The sequence below is a fragment of the Limnothrix sp. FACHB-1083 genome (assembly GCF_014696485.1).
Taxonomy (GTDB): domain Bacteria; phylum Cyanobacteriota; class Cyanobacteriia; order CACIAM-69d; family CACIAM-69d; genus CACIAM-69d.
Genome location: NZ_JACJQD010000007.1, coordinates 150072 through 169952, shown reverse-complemented (window position 1 = coordinate 169952; position 19881 = coordinate 150072). Strand labels below are relative to the sequence as shown.

The 19881-nt window shown below is 55.3% G+C and carries 15 protein-coding genes; 7 read left to right on the top strand and 8 right to left on the bottom strand.

All coding sequences use genetic code 11. The features are described 5' to 3' along the window. The first annotated feature begins 114 nt into the window (after nucleotides 1-114). Nucleotides 115-846: a DNA repair protein RadC gene (radC, locus tag H6F46_RS10905; protein WP_099532570.1), complete on the top strand. Its 732-nt coding sequence runs from the start codon at nucleotides 115-117 to the stop codon at nucleotides 844-846. 10 nt (nucleotides 847-856) lie between these two features. On the opposite strand, the gene H6F46_RS10900 is transcribed toward radC, so the two are convergent. Beyond that, a complete protein-coding gene (locus tag H6F46_RS10900; protein WP_190355216.1) occupies nucleotides 857-2044 on the bottom strand; it encodes a GNAT family N-acetyltransferase in 1188 nt (395 codons plus the stop codon). Between the two features lie 629 nt (nucleotides 2045-2673). Here H6F46_RS10900 and H6F46_RS10895 point away from each other — a divergent pair. Further along, nucleotides 2674-3933, top strand: coding sequence for an S-layer homology domain-containing protein (locus tag H6F46_RS10895; RefSeq protein WP_099532567.1), 1260 nt, complete (start codon nucleotides 2674-2676; stop codon nucleotides 3931-3933). A gap of 102 nt (nucleotides 3934-4035) precedes the next feature. Here the strand turns inward: H6F46_RS10895 and H6F46_RS10890 are convergent, their stop codons facing one another. Then, nucleotides 4036-6696 (bottom strand): M1 family metallopeptidase, encoded by a 2661-nt coding sequence (locus H6F46_RS10890; RefSeq protein WP_190355217.1) that lies wholly within the window; start codon nucleotides 6694-6696, stop codon nucleotides 4036-4038. Between the two features lie 293 nt (nucleotides 6697-6989). Between H6F46_RS10890 and H6F46_RS10885 the strand changes: the two genes are divergently transcribed. Further along, a complete protein-coding gene (locus H6F46_RS10885; protein ID WP_242027896.1) occupies nucleotides 6990-7328 on the top strand; it encodes a cupin domain-containing protein in 339 nt (112 codons plus the stop codon). Nucleotides 7329-7453: 125 nt separating this feature from the next. Here the strand turns inward: H6F46_RS10885 and H6F46_RS10880 are convergent, their stop codons facing one another. Beyond that, nucleotides 7454-9784 (bottom strand): diguanylate cyclase, encoded by a 2331-nt coding sequence (locus H6F46_RS10880; RefSeq protein WP_099532563.1) that lies wholly within the window; start codon nucleotides 9782-9784, stop codon nucleotides 7454-7456. Between the two features lie 706 nt (nucleotides 9785-10490). Between H6F46_RS10880 and H6F46_RS10875 the strand changes: the two genes are divergently transcribed. Then, nucleotides 10491-11924: a tetratricopeptide repeat protein gene (locus tag H6F46_RS10875; protein WP_190355219.1), complete on the top strand. Its 1434-nt coding sequence runs from the start codon at nucleotides 10491-10493 to the stop codon at nucleotides 11922-11924. A gap of 259 nt (nucleotides 11925-12183) precedes the next feature. Here H6F46_RS10875 and gmk read toward each other — a convergent pair whose 3' ends face one another. From gmk to H6F46_RS10850, 5 genes are all read right to left on the bottom strand, one after another. Beyond that, a complete protein-coding gene (gene gmk, locus H6F46_RS10870) occupies nucleotides 12184-12765 on the bottom strand; it encodes a guanylate kinase (RefSeq protein WP_099532560.1) in 582 nt (193 codons plus the stop codon). Nucleotides 12766-13156: 391 nt separating this feature from the next. Continuing rightward, complete coding sequence (locus tag H6F46_RS10865; protein ID WP_199291508.1) at nucleotides 13157-13549, bottom strand: plastocyanin/azurin family copper-binding protein; 393 nt, start codon at nucleotides 13547-13549, stop codon at nucleotides 13157-13159. Between the two features lie 159 nt (nucleotides 13550-13708). Next, on the bottom strand, nucleotides 13709-14857 hold the full coding sequence (locus tag H6F46_RS10860) for a quinone-dependent dihydroorotate dehydrogenase (RefSeq protein ID WP_190355220.1): 1149 nt from the start codon (nucleotides 14855-14857) through the stop codon (nucleotides 13709-13711). A 158-nt stretch (nucleotides 14858-15015) separates the two neighbouring features. After that, nucleotides 15016-15354 carry a co-chaperone YbbN gene (locus H6F46_RS10855; protein ID WP_234406677.1) on the bottom strand — a complete coding sequence of 113 codons (339 nt, stop codon included), beginning with the start codon at nucleotides 15352-15354 and terminating at the stop codon, nucleotides 15016-15018. A 155-nt stretch (nucleotides 15355-15509) separates the two neighbouring features. After that, nucleotides 15510-16253 carry an NnrU family protein gene (locus tag H6F46_RS10850; protein WP_099532584.1) on the bottom strand — a complete coding sequence of 248 codons (744 nt, stop codon included), beginning with the start codon at nucleotides 16251-16253 and terminating at the stop codon, nucleotides 15510-15512. A 670-nt stretch (nucleotides 16254-16923) separates the two neighbouring features. Here H6F46_RS10850 and H6F46_RS10845 point away from each other — a divergent pair. From H6F46_RS10845 to H6F46_RS10835, 3 genes are all read left to right on the top strand, one after another. Then, nucleotides 16924-17091: a hypothetical protein gene (locus tag H6F46_RS10845; protein ID WP_190355221.1), complete on the top strand. Its 168-nt coding sequence runs from the start codon at nucleotides 16924-16926 to the stop codon at nucleotides 17089-17091. Nucleotides 17092-17099: 8 nt separating this feature from the next. Further along, entirely contained in the window at nucleotides 17100-18089 is a 990-nt protein-coding gene (locus H6F46_RS10840) for a LysR family transcriptional regulator (RefSeq protein ID WP_099532556.1), read from the top strand. Nucleotides 18090-18383: 294 nt separating this feature from the next. After that, nucleotides 18384-19871 carry a serine/threonine-protein kinase gene (locus H6F46_RS10835; RefSeq protein WP_099532554.1) on the top strand — a complete coding sequence of 496 codons (1488 nt, stop codon included), beginning with the start codon at nucleotides 18384-18386 and terminating at the stop codon, nucleotides 19869-19871. Nucleotides 19872-19881: the final 10 nt, after the last annotated feature.

Genomic DNA, 19881 nt, shown 5'->3' with positions numbered 1-19881 from the left:
TATCTCCTAACCCGGATCGCAAAAATCTCGGAAATACCGGAGATATCAGAGGTTTACCCTGCTTTTGTGGTGGCGGTTTTCAGTATCATAAAGGGCGGTCAAAATGTCAGCCCTATGACCTACAACCCTCGGATTCAGGATCTACCCGCCACAGAACGCCCCCGGGAGCGGTTAGCCGCCTTTGGCCCCCGCAGCCTCTCGAATGCGGAACTGTTGGCCATTTTATTGGGCACAGGCCAGGGGCCGGGCAAACTCTCGGCCGTGGGGTTGGGGCAACTGATTTTGCAAACCTTGGGGGGCGATCGCCAGGATCCGCTAGCGGTTCTGCGCGATGCATCCTTGGCGGAACTGACCCAAATTCACGGGGTGGGGGATGCCAAGGCGACGGCAATTTTGGCGGCGGTGGAGTTGGGCAAGCGGATTTTGCAAACCCGACCACTCGATCGGGCCGTGATTGACACCCCAGCCGCCGCCGCTGCTGCCCTCAGTCAGGATTTGATGTGGCAACCGCAGGAACGGTTTGCCCTGTTGTTGTTAGATTCCAAAAATCGACTCCTAGCCACCCAAGTCCTGACGATCGGGACGGAAACCCAAACCCTGGCCCATCCTCGCGATATTTTTCGGGAGCTGATTCGGCAGGGCGCAGCCGCCTGCATTGTGGCTCACAATCACCCCTCGGGCGACCTAACCCCCAGTCCTGAGGATTTGACCCTCACGGAACAGCTTTTGGCAGGGGCCCATTTTCTGGAACTGCCGCTGTTGGATCATTTGGTGGTGGGCTATGGGGAATTTCGCAGCCTGCGCGAGACCACCGATCTTTGGGCCGCCTATCCCGACATGGGCTAAGGGGGCTAGCTCAAGGTTGGGCGGGTGGCTCCGGCGGTTCGGGATTCTCCGGGGGATCTTCCGGCGGGTCAAAGGTGGGCCCATCCCAAGCACTCGACCAATAGACCCGGCCGCCGCCGGTCATTGGTTTGGCCGGTTGCCAGCCGTTCAGCATCTCTTGCAGGGCATCCAAAGAGATCGATCGAGTCTCCCGCAGCTTGTGCCAAACCGATCGCGACAGCAGCAAGGAATGCTCAAATCGCTCGGCCCCAATGCTTTCCAGATAGGCTTCCCGCTCCGGCTGGTAGTCCGCAGAAGCCAGCAAGAGGGGCAAATCGGGATTGAGCGATCGGGTAATCCGCGCCATTTGGGCCATCAACTCGGGATAGAGCCAGGTATAGGCTGGATGCACGGTTAACTCCGCCCGGTGGGGCAGCGCTGCGTATCGGTGCGATCGCACTTGGAAATAGCCGATCGCGGCCTTCCGTTGGGGTTCAAACACATAACCCATCGTGGTTTCTAGCCCATCCATCCGCTGCCGGGTGTCCGCCAGGGCCGCCAACCAATCCGCCTTGAAGTCATCCACGCGCAAATCAAAGGTCTGGCGCACATGGGGGGGCATAGCCGCCGTATCCAGTTGATACAGCAAGGGCGCATCGGCATTCCCCACCGGCATCAGGTTGGGCAAGTCCGGTTCCCGCTCCGCCAGGGCTGTGAGGGCGGCCGGCGGAATAGACCAATAGGTTAACTGGGCGATCGGCTGGAATCCGTTTTGGCGATAGAGCGCCAGGGCATCTTTGCCATGCACATTCACCTCCAGCATCCAGGTGCGTGCTTCCCAAATGGTTTCAAAGCAGTAGCGCAACAGCTCGGAGCCGATGCCCTGGCTGCGACATTCCGGCATCACGGCCACCTGCTTCACACGCCAAGTGCTGCGCGATCGATTCACGGGCATCACTGCGATCGCGCCGCAAACCCGCCGATCGCGCTCGGCCACGCTGGCCCGTAACCGTCGCTGGCTGGGGGCCATCATATCCATCAGTGCCGATAAGCCATACCAAGTGCGCAGCCGCGACCAATCCACCCCTGCCGTTTCCAGGGGGCTTCCTAGCCCGTCAAAGTCCGCTGAGTCCGCCGCAAGCTGGGCGATCGCATCCAAATCGCGATATTGGGCCCCTCGCAGGACAAGATCGGCATTTTGAGGCAAAAAAGCAGGCATCGCGCAGCCGCTCCCACATGGCAGGTTGCTCCTACTGTAGCGGTTTTGATTCCCAGGTGGGGTAACCGTTGGCGAATCCCGATCGTCAATCCCAAACGCCAGTGCTGCGATCGGGGCTAGGGCCTTAATTTTCGGGTGAGTAATTCAGCCCCTTCCTTAACCGCTATTCAAGCCGTTGGATTGATTATTTTCAATTTTGCACTTTCGGTTTCTGATTCAAGAATCGCCTGATTCTTTATTCGTCAACATTCCAATTTTCAGTGGTTTATATCCAAATTCTTAATTGTCACAAGCTTCCAAAATTCAGAAAATTCAACACCCTGATTCGTTGCTTCAAGTAGTTGCAAACCTGACAGATTGATAACTGGCCCACCCCAGGAAACCAACCGAGAACCGCAGTTGTCTGATAAAGCAACTGAGAAGGAAAACCTCGGAATTCAATCGGGTTTGGGAATTTTGAAATACTCGGCTCCGTCAAGATTTGCCAGTTTTTCAACTGTCCATCCCTCCGATCTCCGGATTTCAAACCCCTTTTCAGAAGTATGCAAAGAAGCGCACAGAATGCTTCTCTCAGAATTTTTCAGGGGATTCTTGATCGGGTTCCCCCTCGCTCCTCAGGATTTAAAACCATGCTGAATCGCAATCGCTGGAAAGCCGCTGCCGCTCTGTTGATGACCTTTGGAATGAACGTCACCACCATCACCCCGATGCTGGTTGCTCCTTTGGCTGCTCCTGCTCCGGCCGTGGCCCAAACCATTTCATTCCCTGATGTACCTGCCAATCATTGGGCCAGTGATTACATCCGCGCGCTGGTTTCTCAAAACATTTTGGCGGGTTTTCCCGATGGCACTTTTCGCCCCGATGCACCGGTCACGCGGGCAGAATTTTCAGCCATGTTACGCAAGGTTTATCAACGAAGCAGCATCCGCAGCGCGATCAATTTTGTAGATGTGCCCAGCAGCCATTGGGCCTATGATGCCATTCGCCGCGCCTATGAAATGGGCTTTGTTTCTGGTTATCCCGATGGCATCTTTTTGCCGGAACAAAACATTCCGCGTGAGCAGGTTTTGGTGGCGTTGGCAAATGGTTTGAACTATCAAGCAGCGGCTCCCACGGAACAGGTTTTAGGCAATTTTGCGGATAGTGGGGCCATTTCCAATTTTGCCCGCGGCCCGATCGCAGCAGCCACTGAAAAACGGATGGTGGTGAACTATCCAAACGTCAGCTATTTGAACCCTGGACGCAATGCCACCCGAGCGGAAGTGGCGGCTTTTCTCTACCAAGCCTTGACCAGTGAAGGGCGAGTGGCGGCTCTGAGTTCGCCTTATATTGCCAATGCTCAAACCGTGGCCACCAACTATCGGATTGCGGCGGGCACATCCCTGCCTGTGAGCTACATGAAGGAAAAAATCCTGCTGATGCCGGATGAAACCTTGCCGGTGACTTTTAATGTGCGCAACAACATCACCACCACCACGGGCCAGGTGTTGATTCCGGCGGGCAGCCAAGTGAAGGGAAATCTGCGGCCGGCCGGCGACAAGGCGACGCAGTTTGTGGCGCAGGAAATTGTGATGCCCGATGGTTCAACGCGCTCCCTGAAGGCCACGTCCAGTGTGATTACAACGACGGAAACGGTGCGCAAGGGGGCTGATTTGGGTCGGTTGCTGAAGAATACGGCGATCGGGACGGCGGCGGCGGCGGCCATCTCGGCGGTGACGGGCGATCGGGCGATCGCCACAGAAGAGCTGCTGATCGGTGCGGGTGGCGGTGCGCTCTTGAGCCTGATCGAGCGGTTCTTGGGTCGCAACAGCATCGATGTGCTGGTGGTGCAACCGGAAACGAATCTGAACCTGACCCTCACGGATGATTTTGTGGTGGCGGCTCGCTAGGCGGGAAGTCCGCAAGCCCGGCAACGGGACTGAGACCCTGATTCAGAGCGTTCTCAGTCCCGTTGAGAGCATCCCGTTGAGCGAGATCGAGTGCAATGGCCCTTAGCTCGCGGGTTGCGGTTTCGATTTTGCTTCCAAATCTTCCAGGCGCGATCGCAGGGTTTGGTTGTCTTTTTTCAGTTGATCTAACTCTTGGCGTACCTGATCCAAGGCGCGATCAGAACCCGCATTGTGCTGCACTCGCTTCACAGCTTCTTCTGCCATCCGGCGCACGCGGCCATCGGGCGACTGGCTGGCCAACCCTTGCAAAATCCCGATCGCTTTGGTGGTTTCCAGTTGTCCCAGGGCAGCCACCACCGCCACTTGGGTTAGGAAAAAGCTCTCGCGGGCGTAGGTTTGCAGCCCATTCAAGACCCGATCGACCGCTGGGGCTTCTTGACCGTTGGCCACCGCGCCCAGGGCCCGAATGGCCGCCAAGCGCAGGGCCTGGGGAATGCCCGGTTGGCTGGTTTCCAAAATCAGTTCCAGGGCGGCGGCGGAGGTTTTGAGGGCGCTCAGGCCACTGATGGCCCCCGATCGCACCACTTCATTCCAGCCCGATCGCTTCTTCAGGGCAGATTTGAGCAGCGTAATCGCCTGATCGGCCAAGGCCGGTTGGGCAGACGCGATCGACCCGATGGCCGCCAAGGCCGCCGACTCGGTGGAATAGCTGGCATCACCCTTTTTGGCGATCGGCTCCAGCACCGAATAAGCCGCCTCGGTTTTGAGGGAAGCAATGGCCTGAATCACCGATCGACGCACGCGGGGATCCGAATCCTTCAACCCCGGCTTCAGGGCCGCCAACACCCCATCCAAGCCAATGGTGGCCAGGTGATCGGCCACCTCGGCACGCACCCCCCAGAAGCGATCGCGAGTCAGGGATTGGGCCAAAGCATTCAAGGCCTCCAGCGTGCCTTTTTGGGCGATCGCCTTAGCCGCAAACACCCGGGCGATCGGGTCAGGATCAAACTGCAATTGGGCTTTCAATTCCGGCAGCGGATAATCTAGCTCCACCGTTTTGAGCCAATGATTCCCCGGATCAAAACTGACGAAATCTGGTTTTTGCTCCAAGGGGAAATAGAAAGTTTGTTCCCGATCGTGAATGGCCAGCTTCACGGTTTTGAACGTGATCTTGGGGGCGGGGGCCGCCGCTTTTTTTGACTTTTTCGATTTCGGAGCAAGGCTGGCTGCTTCATAGCTGAGGGTTGCAAAGGCCACCGGAATTTTTAAATTAAACAGCGTCTCCAAATCCCCTTCCTTAGCTTGGGTTTGGATCACGGTCAATTTTGCAATGTTATTTTCCCCATCCCAGCTATAGGCAACTTTGAAATCAGGATGGCCTCCTCGAAACACATACTGATCAAACAGAAACAACAAATTGCGACCCGTTGCCTGTTCGATCGCCCGCAAGAGGTCGATCGTTTCGATGGCACCAAAGGCGTGATTTTTGACAAATGTTTGAATCGATTTCCAAAACAAATCATCGCCCAATTCCTGATGCAGCATGTGGTAAACACAGCCGCCCTTTTCGTAGGTATGGCAATCGTAGAGTTCGATCGGCTCGCGATAAACATGGGTCACCATGGGCCGCCGGTAGCGCCGCCGATCTTCCCCTAAATAGGCCCGTTGATCACCCAGGCGATAGTAGGCCGCTTCCTCCGATCCATATTCATGTTCAGTCCAGAGGGTTTCGGAATAGGTAGCCATGCCTTCTTTCAGCCAAGCATGAGACCAATGCTTAATGACCAGCAAATCGCCAAACCACTGGTGAGCCAGCTCATGAACCACCAAAGCCTCGGAATTGCGATTATCGCTCGCCGCTCGTTCATCTAACAAACAGCGATCGGTTAACAGGGTCATGGAGGTGTTTTCCATACCCCCGAAAATGAAATCCTCCATGCAAGCTTGTCCATACTTGCTATAGGGATAGTCATAGTCAAATTTTTCGCTGAGAAAGTCCATCATCGCTGGCGTTTTGCCCATGGTGCGCTGGGCTTCCGAAGCCCGATTTTGAGCGGTGTAATAGCTCACAGGTCGGCCGCGCCACTCATCCTTAATCTCTGCAAAATCTCCCACGGCTAGGGTAAACAGATAAACCGGATGAGGCTGTTTTTGATGCCAATGATAAGTGGTGGTTTTGCCCTTAGTGGTCTGATTAATCAGCTCTCCATTTGAGAGCACCAGCAAACCACTGGGCACTTGCACTTGCATTTCGGAGGTGCAGAGTTGCCCTGGAAAATCAAAGCAGGGAAACCAAAACCGAGAATCTTCGTCCTCGCCTTGAGTCCAAACTTGCACATTTTTATTGGGATAGTCCGCCGTGGGCTGCACAAAATAAATGCCTCGTTGGGGACGATCTAATTGATAGTCAATGACTAATTTAAAGAGGTGATCGCGCTGGGTTGGTTCCGCAAGGGTGATGGCTAATTTTTCGCCGTCATACTCAAATTTCTGGGCGGTTTTGCCCACTCGCACCCCTTGAATTTGCATCGCCACCGCATCTAATTCCAGGCGATCGACTCCATCTTGTACGGGCAACAGGTCGATCGAGCAAGTTCCCGTGACCTGGCAATTGGGAATATCCAACACCAAATCAAGGGCCACATGTTGCGTGCGCACCGGGCGATCGGGGAGATAGTGGGGCTTGGCTCCGGGAAGTTGAAACGATCGCGCTTCATCTGCACTCAAACCCCAAAATGCTTCCAAAAACCGATTCCGCGACATGGTGGATTGCCCCTAACGATGATGGACTAGCGAAAAATTGCTGACAAATTGAATGATTTGAGCCAGCTTGGCAAATTATTGATGGTCTTGGGCACAAAAATTATTGGCTCATCCCAGACGCGCCGTAGTTATTTTTAACATAACCATCAGAAAATTAGGGCAAGATCAATGGTAGAGATTACAAGATGGCTAGGAGTTGAACCCAATTGAAACCTGGCCCATCGGCTAATCTAGGAATAGTCAACGTTATGAGCTGTGACGAACCCAGCAACCGGATACAAGATCGCTGCTTATTGAAAAGCACTTCTCAAAATCATTTATTCACCAATAACCTCTTTCAAAATCTCCCGATCGAGTTACCCGAAGAGATCTTTGAGACGATTTTGCAAACTCCCGAGATCAAAATTGAGCGAATTTTATCAAAGGGACACCGATCGGAACCTGAGTTTTGGTACGACCAAGCGCAATCTGAGTGGGTTTTGGTGCTTCAAGGTCGTGCCCATTTGGAACTACCGGAAGGCAGGGTTGAGCTAAAGCCTGGTGACTATTTCAATATTCCTGCTCACCAAAAACATCGGGTTGCTTGGACAGACCCGGATGTGGAAACCATTTGGCTGGCAATTTTCTATTGAAATTTGTGGTCTGATGAGAGGGAATGAGTTATCGTTTTTGAGGCTTGATTAGCCCCGAAATGTTGCTTTCAAGATTGATTTCAAGATCGACTTTTAACCTTAGGTTCTTTTAATCTTGGTTTTTTTTAACTTTGGGCCACAACAACTCGATCGCGCCCGGCCCATTTCGCTTGATAGAGAGCGGCATCGGCCGCTTGCAAAAGGGTGGCTACGGTAACCGCATGTTGCGGAAAACTGGCCACCCCAAAGGAGGCAGTAATTGCCCCCAGGGTTTGCCCACCGTGACGCAAGGATAAATACTTCAGCTCTTGGCACATCACCTCCGCCCGTTGCACCGTTTCTTCGAGGGTGGCTCCGGGCAAAATCAGTGTCATTTCCTCGCCACCATAGCGACAGGCGATATCGGAACCTCGGATGCGACTTTGCAGAAATTGCGCCACTTCCTGCAACACCAAGTCTCCGGCATCGTGGCCAAAGGTGTCGTTGAATTGTTTGAAATGGTCAATGTCCAAAATGATCGCCCCGATCGGGGAGCGATCGCGCCGGGCCCGACAAACCGCTTGCTCCAGGGCTTCCTCTAAATAGCGTCGGTTATAGAGACCGGTGAGCGGGTCGCGGATGCTTTGTTGTTGCAGGGTTTCCCGCAATCGCAGGTTGGAAATGGCCAAGGCCACCTGCTCCGCCACGGTGCGGGCGAGTTGCTGTTTTGGAGCCGAAAGGGAATCGTGCTGCGGGGTGCAAAGATACAGCAGTCCTAGGGTTTCGCTTTGGGCCATCATCGGCAAACAAAGGGATTCCGCTTGGGATCCCAGGGGGTGGGCATGGCGACAGAGCAACCCCGTGTGTTTGTGCTCGGCCCAATGGATGCGGCCACGACGCAGGGCCCAGCAATCATCGGGATAGAACAGGGTTTCCCCGATCGGGTCAGGGCCCCAAGTGGCCACCGCCTCCAGGGCCACGCGAGTCGATTCCAGGGTAAACAGGGCCCCGGAACAGCCGGGAAACAGGGCTTGCACCAGGTCAGCCACGGCGGTGTAGGCTTCCTCCACGGTCACGCAAACCTGCAGGAAATCAATCATTTCACTCAGCAGCGCCATTTCGCGGTTGCGAAACTTCAGCTCCTCAATGCGTCGCTCCAGTTGTTGATTGGTTTCCTGAAGCACCTGTTCGGCCTGCTTGGTTTGGGTCACATCCCGAAAAGTCAGGGTCAGGCCGTCGCCTAATTTCACCGCCGTGAGTTGCAACCAAGCATCGCGGCCGTCAACTTGGGTGATTCGGAGCGATCGACTGAAGGCTTGGCCAGTTTCCACCACCCGCACATAGGCTTCAAAGAGGCCGTCTTGGCGCACAAGGGGCACTTGATCAAGCAGTTGTCGATTCAGCAGTTGATTGCGCGATCGCCCCAGCACCATTTCGGCCGAGGCGTTCACCGCCGTCCACAAAAAATCCACAATCTGCCCGGCCCCGTTGCGGATCGTGCGCAGGGCAGCAATTCCATCGATCGAACTGTCGAGAATATCCGCCAGTTCTTGTTGGGTACGGGCCAATTCGCTAATGTCCGTCAGGACTCCCCAAAGGATATCTTCCCCGTTGACCGCGCTGTGGCGCACCGCCCGCACCAGGCCATGAACAATGTTTTGATTGCGGTGCTCAAACCGCTGAATCAGTTGAATGCAGTTGGCCTGGTTCACCTGCACCGCCTGCCGCAGATTGTTCAGGGTCGATCGATCTTCCTCAATGAGCCGCTGTTCCCAAGTGGCCCACTCATCGGCCAACTCCGAGGGGCCATAGCCCAACAGGGCCTTCCACCGAGGCGACAACACCAGGCGATCAGTCGTTAGGTTCCATTCCCAAACCCCATCGTTCACCACTTGGGCAACCCCATCGCCCACTTGTCCCAGGAAATGGGTCAAACCGGCAGACCAGTAGCCATGCACCGGCTGCGAACAAATTAGCGGGGAATAGTCTGAGTCTGGGGCTGGTTCTGACAACTGACCAGCCAGACCGCCCCGTTCCACCACCGCTTCCAGCAAAGCAGTACGAGAAATAACCCCCGCAAAAACTCCCTGCTCCTCTAGCAACACCAACCAGGCGCATTTTTGAGCCTGAAACGTGTCCCAAGCGGTTTGCAAATTGGTCTGAGCGGGCAAGGTCACGGGTGGTCTAGCCAGGCTCATGAGGGCAGAGGTGGCCAATTCCCGCTGGGTCGCCACGGCCCAGGCCAGCTCGCTCACCGTCAGCACCCCGATCGGCTTCTCGCCCTGGGCCGTCGGCAACACCAGCACAATCAATTGTGATTCAGCAATCTGCGATGGGTGAATTCCCTGAAGATGCTGCACCATGTCTGCGATAGTTTTGTCCGCTGAAATCACCAGCGCTTGCGTTGCCGCAAGGTAGCCAGCTTCGCCCAGGGACAGGGAACGGACAGCGGGAATAATTTGGTGAGAATCAAGCACAGGATAGGAAAAAGCAAACGCCTGAATCAGTGAAATCGTTTGAATCGTTTTTGGCAGCCGTGATGCAGTGTTTGGGCCGATGGGGCCGGCTGACCATGAGCAACGTCCCCAGCGATCGCTAAGAGGTAAGCGGGCGGCTTGGGGCTAATTGATCACGACTAATATCCAAATTAATATCCAAAATCAGTACTCAAACAGTGCTAGGGCTGTTTATCGCCGCACAGAGCCGCGCGATCACCTGATCCTAACCCATTCATCCCAAGACCCTGATGGATTGCCTGATGCATTTCCCGATGTACTAGATCTCCAGATCTCCGACTAGATGCACGAACTGAGGTGCTCGTTATTGAATTTCCATTGAATCGCCGAATTGAATCACCGATTGGATTACCGGATGGACTGCTGAATCAGTTATTGGATGAATCGAGCGGTGGACAGCTTGCAGCAACCACCAAGCCGAGTGGCCAGTCACCACACGGCGGGACTAACCAGCAATCAACAGCTCCGCATTTATTATGAGTGGGTTGGCCCGGTCTTCACCAAGGGTTGTTGATGATCAGCCCTGTTGTTGAGGAATTGGGGGCGGCAATCCAAGAAAGTTCGCCTCAAAATCCGTATGGATTGATACAAATCACCGCAAGCTCTCTACCAATTGCTAGGATTGCCCTAATGACGGCGGTTGGTATGTGATCAGCGAGGCGGCGTAATGACTGATAATGCGGCCTTCTGGGAGGGCATCGAGCAGGCAAAACAAGGCGACCAAGCAGCGGCGATCGCTTGCTTTGACCAAGCCATTGCGGCGGATCCCCATTGGGCTGAAGCCTATTACCGGCGGGGTTTGGCCTATTTTGATATGGGCCGATTACAACAGGCCGCTTTTGACTATTCGCGGGCGATCGAACTGGCCAATGATTATCAACCGGCTCTCTATGGCCGAGCCTTGGTTCGTGTGGTTTTGGATCACTTTGATGGGGCGTTGGATGATTTAGCCCATCTGCTGCAGCTCAATCCTCAAAATCCAGCGGCCCACCAACTGAAGGCAACGGCCCTGCGTAAGCGAGGAGATTTGACCGCCGCGATCGTCAGCTTGCGCAAGGCGACGGAGCTTTATCTCGATCGCCGCGATCCCGTGGGGGCCCGGCAATGTTTGGATTTACTGAAGCAACTACAACCCAACGCCAGTCCGCCTGTGCTGACGGAACCGTTGCCCCCGTTTAATGCACCGCCCACGTTGGCCAGTTTGCAGGCCGCCGCCACGGGCACATCCAGTACAGGTGCGTCCGATGCGAGCACACCCAACACGGGCACACCCAACACGGGCACACCCAACACGGGCACACCCAATACGGGCGCACCCGTGGGAGCGATGATGCGCCCAGAGGCCTTTTATGCCCAGGCTTTGAACCGGGCAGAGTCGGGAGATATACAGGGGGCGATCGCGGAGTTAGATTGGGCCCTGAAGTTGGATCCTGTGGATCCAAAGGCGCTGGCTTGTCGGGCAGCGGTGCGCATTAAGCAAGGTAACTGGCAAGGGGCGATCGCGGATTGCAACCGGGCGATTCAAGGGGGTGGGGCTGATGCCACGCTCTACCGTTACCGAGCCAGGGCCAGGCTGGAAATGGGCGATCGAACGGGGGCGTTGACGGATTTAGATCAAGCCTTAGCCCAAGATGACCAAAACCCGCTGCTGTGGCTGGCTCGGGGCGATGCCCAACAGGCACTGGGAAACTACAGCGCCGCGATCGGGGACTATAACCAAGCATTGGAGTTGGGGGGCGATCGGCCCACCATTTTGCTGTTGCGGGCCCAAGCAGCCGTTCGCCAAGAAAACCTGAAACAGGCGATCGAGGACTACCAAACCGCCGCCAGCTTGTTTTGCGATCGCAACGACTGGGAACGCTATCGCGCCACCTTGGAACAACTCAAGATGTTGCAGCAGCCGGTGAACCTGTCTCCGGGGTTGCCCCAAAAGTCCCAAAATCCCCTTTGGCAGCGGCTGTTGGGGCGGGTTGGCGGCCAGGAAGCGATCGCACAAACCTTGCTCGATCGGGCCCGAGACCATTACCCCAACATGGATGAAGATTGGTATTTGGAAAAGGTGCTCTATGACCTGGAACGGGATGACCTCCCGGAGGATTAGGGCGCGTCGTCAAATCGCCTGAAACCCTGATGACCTCGTTTTTCAAACAATCAGTCGTAGGGGCGAGGTCTCCTCGCCCATTCCCGTGATCCTTGGGTGTTCCCAGGGGTGGATAGGGTTGTGGCGATCGCCCGGGCGAGGGTTGGTAGACCCAACCCCTACGACGATTGGGGCAATGAAAACAGGCCCCAAAGACCCATGATTTCGATTCGCGAAAAGTCTGGGAACTGGCTTTGGGAACTGGCAGCGAAAGGGTTGATCAGCTTTCGCCAGCCACAGGGGTTGCGATCGGAGAGAACATAATCGATTCCAGTTGAATCAGCGCCTTGTCTAGGTCGTCGTTCACCACCTGCTGATCAAATTCATCGGCGGCGGCCACTTCCTCGCGGGCCCGGGCCAAACGCCGCTCGATCGCCGCTTCGGCATCTTGGCCACGCGATCGCAACCGTCGTTCTAACTCATCCAACGACGGCGGCAACACAAACACCCGAAACGCCTCGGGAAACGTGGTTTTGACCTGACGCGCTCCCTCTAACTCAATTTCCAACAACACCTGCTCGCCCCGCGCCAGACGCTCCACAATCGGTTGGCGCGGGGTTCCATAACAATTACCGGCAAACTCAGCCCACTCCAGCAGGTCACCCGCTTCGGCCATGGCCATGAACCGATCGCGCGACACAAAGAAATAATCCTGCCCGTCCACTTCGCCGTCACGGGGCGATCGCGTGGTGGCAGAAACGGATAAATACAAATCGGGATGGCGTTCGCGTAACAGCTTCACCAATGTGCCCTTACCCACGCCGCTGGGGCCTGTTAATACCGTTAGCGTTCCGTTCGCCATTTGAGTTGCGCGCCGATCTTCAAATGCATTAATACTGGTCTCAATCAAGGGAAAACAGTGCTGATTTAAAGCTAACTTAAAGCCAGCCTAAAGCCGACTGAAGCCAACTTAAGCTGATCTAAAAAATCGAAACCTCGTGAATTAAAAACCTATCAATCAAGGACTCGTCAACCGAAAGCCTGTCAAGTGATGGAGCCAGGTCGCTCCTAGTCCATCAGCCTAGATCCCAATCATCCTGTCAGTTTTAGCGATTTTGAGCGTGGCTTTAGCCCCTTAGGCACTAGGCCCATGGTTGCATTTTCCATAATCGCTCGATCGCATTCTTGGGGCTATCTGGCTTGCCACAAAGTGTAGTTAGCCAATGTCATTAGCCTAATAAATTAGCCGGTGGTTACTGAACCACAATCTTGCCGGCCATGCCAGCGCCACGGTGAGGTGCGCAGTAGTAGCTGTAGGTGCCAGCAGGCAGGTCGCTCGGCAGGGTGAAGCCAGCTTCGCCTTTGCCCAACAGTTGGCCCAGTTTCTTCACTTCAGCCGCGTCAAACTTCGAGGCATCTTCCAACACCACGTTGTGGGGCAAACCAGCGGGGTTCGACCAAACGATCGTGTCGCCAGCCTTGGCGGTCACGGTTTCAGGGGAGAACTTCAGCAGGTTGGTCATTTCCACGCTGTGGGTTTCGGCCAGGGCGCTGGGAGCCACGGCGAACAACACACCAGCAAACAGAACGACGGCAGCCACCAGCAGGCTAGCGCGACGGGCGATCGATTTCATCCAAGCTTTCATTGGTCAAAAACTCATGAAAGGGGTTTTACAGGTTGAATTCTATCGCTCTCCCGTAGCAACGGTGCTGGTTTTGACCAATTTCCTTTGACCGATTCGATTTGACCGATTAGGTCAGATCGATTGGGTCAGATCGATTGGGTTTGATCAGCTTGATCGAGCTTATTGCTCCAAGGAACCGTGACCACAGCCGATCGCCTGGGTGATGGATGACCAGCCACGCTCCGCCAGCTTGGCCGCCAAGCCCTCAGCAATGCGGCGGGGCAGTCCCGGCCCCTCGTAGACAAAGCCGGTGTAGACCTGCACGAGACTGGCCCCGGCGGCAATTTTGTCCCAGGCATCTTCGGCGCTGAAAATACCACCCACGCCAATAATGGGCAGTTGGCCAGCGGTTTGGCGATAGATATGGTGAATGACTTCCGTGGCCCGATCGCGCAGGGGTTGGCCGCTAATGCCCCCGGCTTCGGCGGTGATTGGGTTGCCCGTTTGCTTCAGGGTTTTGGTTTGCAGTTGGTCGCGGCGAATGGTGGTGTTGGTGGCAATCACCCCCGCTAGGCCAAAGCGCTGGGCAAGGCCCACTACGTCATCGATCGCGCTCCATTCCAAATCTGGCGCAATTTTCACCAACAAGGGCTTCTGGCCTTGGTTGTCTTGCTGAAGGCTGTCCAAAATCTCCCCGAGTCGATCGGCATCTTGGAGCGATCGCAGGCCGGGTGTGTTGGGCGAAGACACATTCACCACGAAATAATCGCCCCAATCCTTCAGCAGCCGGAAGCTGCCCAAATAGTCGGCGGCGGCTCCTTCCAATTCAGTGATTTTGGACTTGCCCAGGTTGACCCCGATCGGGATGTTGGGATTTTCCCAGGGGGAAGGGCGAAGGGCGGCCAGCCGTTCAGCCAGCGCCGCAGCCCCTTGGTTGTTGAATCCCATTCGGTTCAGGACGGCGAGATCGGGCAGCAGGCGAAAGAGCCGAGGTTGCGGGTTGCCCGGCTGGGAATGGAGCGTCACCGTGCCCAACTCCGCAAACCCAAACCCCAGTTGCTCCCAAGCCCCGGCGGCTACCCCATCTTTGTCAAAACCAGCCGCCAGGCCCACGGGGTTCTCAAACTTTAAGCCCCAGAGGGTTTGACTCAGTTCCGGTGTTTGGGCACTGAACCAATGGCGCAGGTTGGCGAGCATTGATCGCCCCGTGGCCGATCGCCGCAACTGAGCCAACCCTTGCAATAACTCCATGGCCTGGTCGTGGGCCCGTTCGGGGCTAGGAGCCAAGGGCGAAAACACCAACGGACGAAGGACGCGATACCAATCCATAAAACGGCAACAAGAGACGGCAACAAGAGACTGATGCGGGCTTGAGTTCGCCAACAGCAGAGCAGACCCACCCCGATCGCGCAGGTCGCCAATCAAGTCGCCAAGGACGCAATCGGCGGTTTTAGGGGGCTTTGAACCGACGGCGGCTTGAAAACTGCTTAGGACGTAAGCGATCGAGACAATTCCACTTGATTCACAGCACGGTTTAGGTGGCGCAAAAACTCTTCTTTGCCTTCAAAGCGATCGAGCCGAAAAATTGGTTTTCCATCCTGAAACAAAATCACCGTCGGCAGGGTGGTGAGGCGATAGGAATTGGCTAATCTCAGATTGCTGTCTGCATTGACATTAACCAACTTGATCGACTCACCCCAGTCCGATCGCAGCTTATTCAGGAGGGGATCAATCAAACGACACAATCCACACCAAGGGGCCCAAAAGTTCACCAACACCAAACCGGGCGTTTGTAGCACTTCCCGATCGAAGCTGGAGTCATCCATGGTATCTAGCATTATGAACCGGCAAAGAAATATTAAAAAACGCTGGACGAGCAATAAACGAAAATAATCAAAAATCGCCGGGAATTTGGCACATTTCAGGAAGGCTAGTCACGCAAACCAATCTAGAAATGTCCTCTGTCCCCGGCGATCGATACCTACCAGTTTACGCTAGCCGTTAGCCGAATGAGCGCCGGATGGGCCCACCAAAATCCCAACACAAAGGCCGTGACCCCCACATAGGCCGGACGCAAAAATTCCGCAAGCTGAAGGGTTTGGCGGCCGTCAAAAATTGCCCGAAAAGGAATGATTGATGTGCGTTCCTTGACTTTTAAGAATGCATCGCCATAGCGGCCATACAAGCGCCGATCCCCGTGCCAAATTGCAAACAGGTGATGGGCAATCAAACCGGCACAGGTCACCATCATGAAACTGGTTCCCAACCAAAGGGCATGGCCCACGCACCAAATAATTTGCCCGATCGCCTGGGGATGGCGAGTGATCCGAATAATTCCCGTTTCGTACAGGTGAACTTGGGGCTTGGCGACGGCGGCCACTTCCAACAGGTTAAAGGTGGCCGGATAGAGGAACAGAAATGAAATGGCCGACAAGATCCAAACCACCGGCTGCACCCAGGCTTCCCCTTGCAGTTGCCAAAGTTGGATCCCGTCGTAGCGATGGTTGAAAAAGTAGGTAATCAACAATCCCGCGGCCGGCAAACTGACCAAGGCGAACAACACCCGGTAAGCCCGCGCGCCGATCAGAGCTTCGCCTTTGATCCGCAGGGCTGCCAGGCCGCTGTGCAAAACCGCAAACCCCACCAACAAACCCAGCATGATCCAATGGCTGGCGGGAAACCAGGCGGGAGTGAGCCAAGGGGCCAAACCCAGGAGGGAACTCATTGCCCCGATCGAGCCGATCGATCCAGTAAATCCGAGGGAGAAAATGGAAATCATGATGCAATCAATCACGCAATCGGCAGTGAGGGCAGAGGGAGGATCGTTGATCCAGTCGGGCAAAACCCGAAATAATCGAAAATGACCAAAGGTGACTGGAAATCGCCACAGGTGACCCGAGAGCGTCAGAAATCGCCCCGAAAATTGCTGGAAATCACCAGAGGCAACCCAAGATAGCTGGAAACAACCCCAGAGAGAGTTGGAGATCCCCAAAGGTGGCTGGAAGACGACAGAAACTGGCCTCAGCACCACCAGGATAGGAATTTACCGGTTTTTGGTCGGTGCGCCGCAGGGATTGGTGCTGTGTTTGATCCTGGGTCTATCAGGGAACCGAAATTTTCTCATAAATGTTTTTAATCAAATGGTGGGGGTCTGCTTCAGAATAATGAAGAACGGGCGATCGTGCGGCTAGGTCGAGATGAGATCCTAGGTTGATGATCATTTGTCACCGTTCGATCGCCTAAGGTTCACTGTCTACGGTTCAGTCGCCCCGTAACCTCTCGATTCACGCCTCCTTTCTCCAGAATGGTGGGCCTGTGAATTTGGCCCGGGCCCTGATGGTTGTCGTTGGGGACTCTTCCCAGTACAACCTTCCGCCAAAAGGCTGTTTCGCCTCGTGTTGTTTCGCCTCATGTTGTTTCGCCTCGTGTTGTTGCGCCCTGTGCTGTTTCGCCCTGTGCCGTTTCACCCGATCGCGCCGCAACATCTTGCAGCAACGGCTTTCTTCGCCAACTCCCGATCGATTTCCATCCCATTCCACTCGATGGCTTTCTCCAGGCTGTAGTACTGTCTATGTCCGATTTGCCATTCACGCTTGACCAACTCCGCATCCTCAAGGCGATCGCCGCCGAAGGAAGCTTTAAGCGGGCTGCCGATAGCCTCTATGTTTCGCAACCTGCGGTGAGCTTGCAGGTACAAAACCTAGAGCGCCAATTGGATGTGCCCCTGTTCGATCGCGGCGGTCGCCGGGCCCAACTAACCGAAGCAGGCCACATGCTGCTGAGTTACGGCGAAAAGATTCTGACCCTTTGCCAGGAAACCTGCCGGGCGATCAAAGATTTGCAAAACCTCCAAGGCGGAACCTTGATCGTGGGGGCCAGCCAAACCACCGGGACTTATTTGCTGCCTCGGATGATTGGCATGTTCCACGACAAATATCCCGAGGTGGGGGTGCAGTTGCATGTGCATTCCACCCGCCGCACCTCCTGGAGCGTGTCGAATGGCCAAATCGACCTGGCCATCATTGGCGGCGAAGTGCCGGCCGAGCTGCAAGAGTCCTTGGAAGTGTTGGCCTATGCCCGCGATGAGCTGGCACTGATTTTGCCACCTCAGCACCCCTTGGCCCAGCTTGATCCCATCGATCGGGAACATCTCTATGGGTTGTCTTTCATTGCCCTTGACTCCCAATCCACCATCCGCAAAGTGATCGATACGGTCTTGAGTCAGTCGGGAATTGACACCCGCCGCCTCAAGGTGGATATGGAATTGAACTCGATCGAAGCCATTAAAAACGCAGTTCAAGCAGGTCTCGGCGCGGCCTTTGTCTCCGTAGCGGCGATCGAAAAAGAACTGCAATTAGGCCACCTCCACCGCAGCCAAATCGAAAACTTCCGGGTTGAGCGAATCCTCAAGGTGATTACCAACCCCAACCGCTATCGCTCCAAGGCCGCAGAAGCCTTCACTCGCGACATTTTGCCCCATTTTGCTTCGGCCGATTTATATCCACCGCCCCCGAGCGTCCCTAGCTCTCCGGAGCCGGAAATGCTGATTAGTTTGGATTAATTAATCTGAGATTCATCAATCTTGAATTAATCCATCTTGGGTTAATCAATCTTGAATTAATTCATCTCGAACTAATCAATTTCAAACTAATCAATCTTGGGTTAACCGATTTTTAGAAAACAAGTGATCAAAAAACAATAGGCAACCAAATCGGAAACCAATTTTAAAATTTTGATCAGAAACCGGTTGATCAGAAAGTTGATCAGAAATCTGAACCATTGACCTTCTGGGGAATAATTGCCGGCCGTTGCGGCCCCTGGCTTAGACTGGAGGCAGCGACCGAAGGCAATCCCCATGGAGGTTTACTGCACGCGGCCGGGGTGCGATCGCCCCCGGAACGAGTTTCCCGATCTGGATCACCCTCAGACCCTGGTGTCTGTGGGGCAAAAGTTTTGTTCGCGCTGCGGAATGCCGCAAATTTTGGGCGGTCGCTATTTGCCGATTCGCCTGTTGGGGCAGGGCGGCTTCGGAGCGGCTTATTTAGCGATCGATCGCTACACCCCCGCAACCCGTAAATGCGTGGTGAAACAGTTTTTGCCGCCGGCCGATCTTCAGGGCGATCGCCTAGCCCTGGCCCAATCTTTGTTTGTGAAGGAAGCGGCGGTGCTGGAATCTTTGGGCCATGAGCATCCTCAAATTCCGGATCTGTTCGCCTTTTTTCCGCTCACGGTTCCCACCCCAACGGGCGATCGCACGCAGGACTACTTCTACATTGTTCAGGAATTCATTGACGGGCAAAATCTGGAAGAAGAGCTAGCGGATCAGGGCCCTTTCTCAGAGGCAGAAACGCGGATCGTGTTGCGAGAAGTGCTGAAGGTGCTGCATTTCATTCACGATCGGGGAGCCATTCACCGAGACATCAAACCCTCAAATCTGATGCGGCGGCGGGATGGGCGGCTGTTTTTGTTGGATTTTGGTTCCGTGCGGTTGGCGGCCCAAGGCTCGAATAACCAGTCCACCAGCATCTATTCCACCGGATTTGCGCCGCCGGAGCAGGTGACCGGCGGGATGGTTTTCCCATCCACGGATCTCTATAGCTTGGGGGTCACTTGCCTGGTGTTGTTAACGGGGCAAGCGCCTGAAACCCTTTATGACTCGTTTCAGGGCCAATGGCGCTGGCGATCGGGGGTGACGGTCAGCGATGAGTTGGCCGTGGTGCTCGATCGGCTGGTGCAGCTCACGCCCAATCAACGGTTCAGCTCGGCCCAAGAGGTGCTGGCGCGGCTTGATCAGGTGACCATTTTGCCGTTGGTGAATCCCGGCGCGGGCCAGCCCAGTTTGCAAATTTTGAGCGTGCCACCCAAACTCAGCACCTCTCAGCCAGTGGCCGCCGGCCCCGCCCCCCTTGCGCCCCATCCTCCAGCGCCAACCCAACCGCAACCCGCCACCTCCCCAAAACCCAGCAAGGGCAAGGCGCGATCGGGCACACCCTTCAGCACGCGCGAGTGGATCAGCCACAGCCTGTTTACTGGTGTTCAGGGCACATTAATTTGGAACTTTGGGCAAAGTTTGGGGCAATTGTTCGGCATTGAGGCGGCCGTGCCGGGCCTGTGGTTGCTGATTATTTTGGTGGCGCTGCAACAGTCGCGGACGATCGAGCGGTGGGATTTATTGCTGTTGCCGGTGATTACGATCGGGGTAGTCAGCCTGATTCCTCTGTTGCGAAACGGGTTAGCCCTGTTGGAATTGATCGTGCTGGCCGGGGCGATCGGGCTGGTTTGCGTCATCATCACCTGCATCATTCGCCTCGGATTTCTGCTCACAGGTCGCTCTCGACCCTAATCAGAATCTA

Coding starts and splice junctions, on each gene's coding strand:
- radC (WP_099532570.1), top strand. CDS start 115: ATGACCTACAACCCTCGGATTCAGGATCTACCCGCCACAGAACGCCCC.
- H6F46_RS10900 (WP_190355216.1), bottom strand. CDS start 2,044: ATGCCTGCTTTTTTGCCTCAAAATGCCGATCTTGTCCTGCGAGGGGCC.
- H6F46_RS10895 (WP_099532567.1), top strand. CDS start 2,674: ATGCTGAATCGCAATCGCTGGAAAGCCGCTGCCGCTCTGTTGATGACC.
- H6F46_RS10890 (WP_190355217.1), bottom strand. CDS start 6,696: ATGTCGCGGAATCGGTTTTTGGAAGCATTTTGGGGTTTGAGTGCAGAT.
- H6F46_RS10875 (WP_190355219.1), top strand. CDS start 10,491: ATGACTGATAATGCGGCCTTCTGGGAGGGCATCGAGCAGGCAAAACAA.
- gmk (WP_099532560.1), bottom strand. CDS start 12,765: ATGGCGAACGGAACGCTAACGGTATTAACAGGCCCCAGCGGCGTGGGT.
- H6F46_RS10865 (WP_199291508.1), bottom strand. CDS start 13,549: ATGAAAGCTTGGATGAAATCGATCGCCCGTCGCGCTAGCCTGCTGGTG.
- H6F46_RS10860 (WP_190355220.1), bottom strand. CDS start 14,857: ATGGATTGGTATCGCGTCCTTCGTCCGTTGGTGTTTTCGCCCTTGGCT.
- H6F46_RS10855 (WP_234406677.1), bottom strand. CDS start 15,354: ATGGATGACTCCAGCTTCGATCGGGAAGTGCTACAAACGCCCGGTTTG.
- H6F46_RS10850 (WP_099532584.1), bottom strand. CDS start 16,253: ATGAGTTCCCTCCTGGGTTTGGCCCCTTGGCTCACTCCCGCCTGGTTT.
- H6F46_RS10840 (WP_099532556.1), top strand. CDS start 17,100: ATGTCCGATTTGCCATTCACGCTTGACCAACTCCGCATCCTCAAGGCG.
- H6F46_RS10835 (WP_099532554.1), top strand. CDS start 18,384: ATGGAGGTTTACTGCACGCGGCCGGGGTGCGATCGCCCCCGGAACGAG.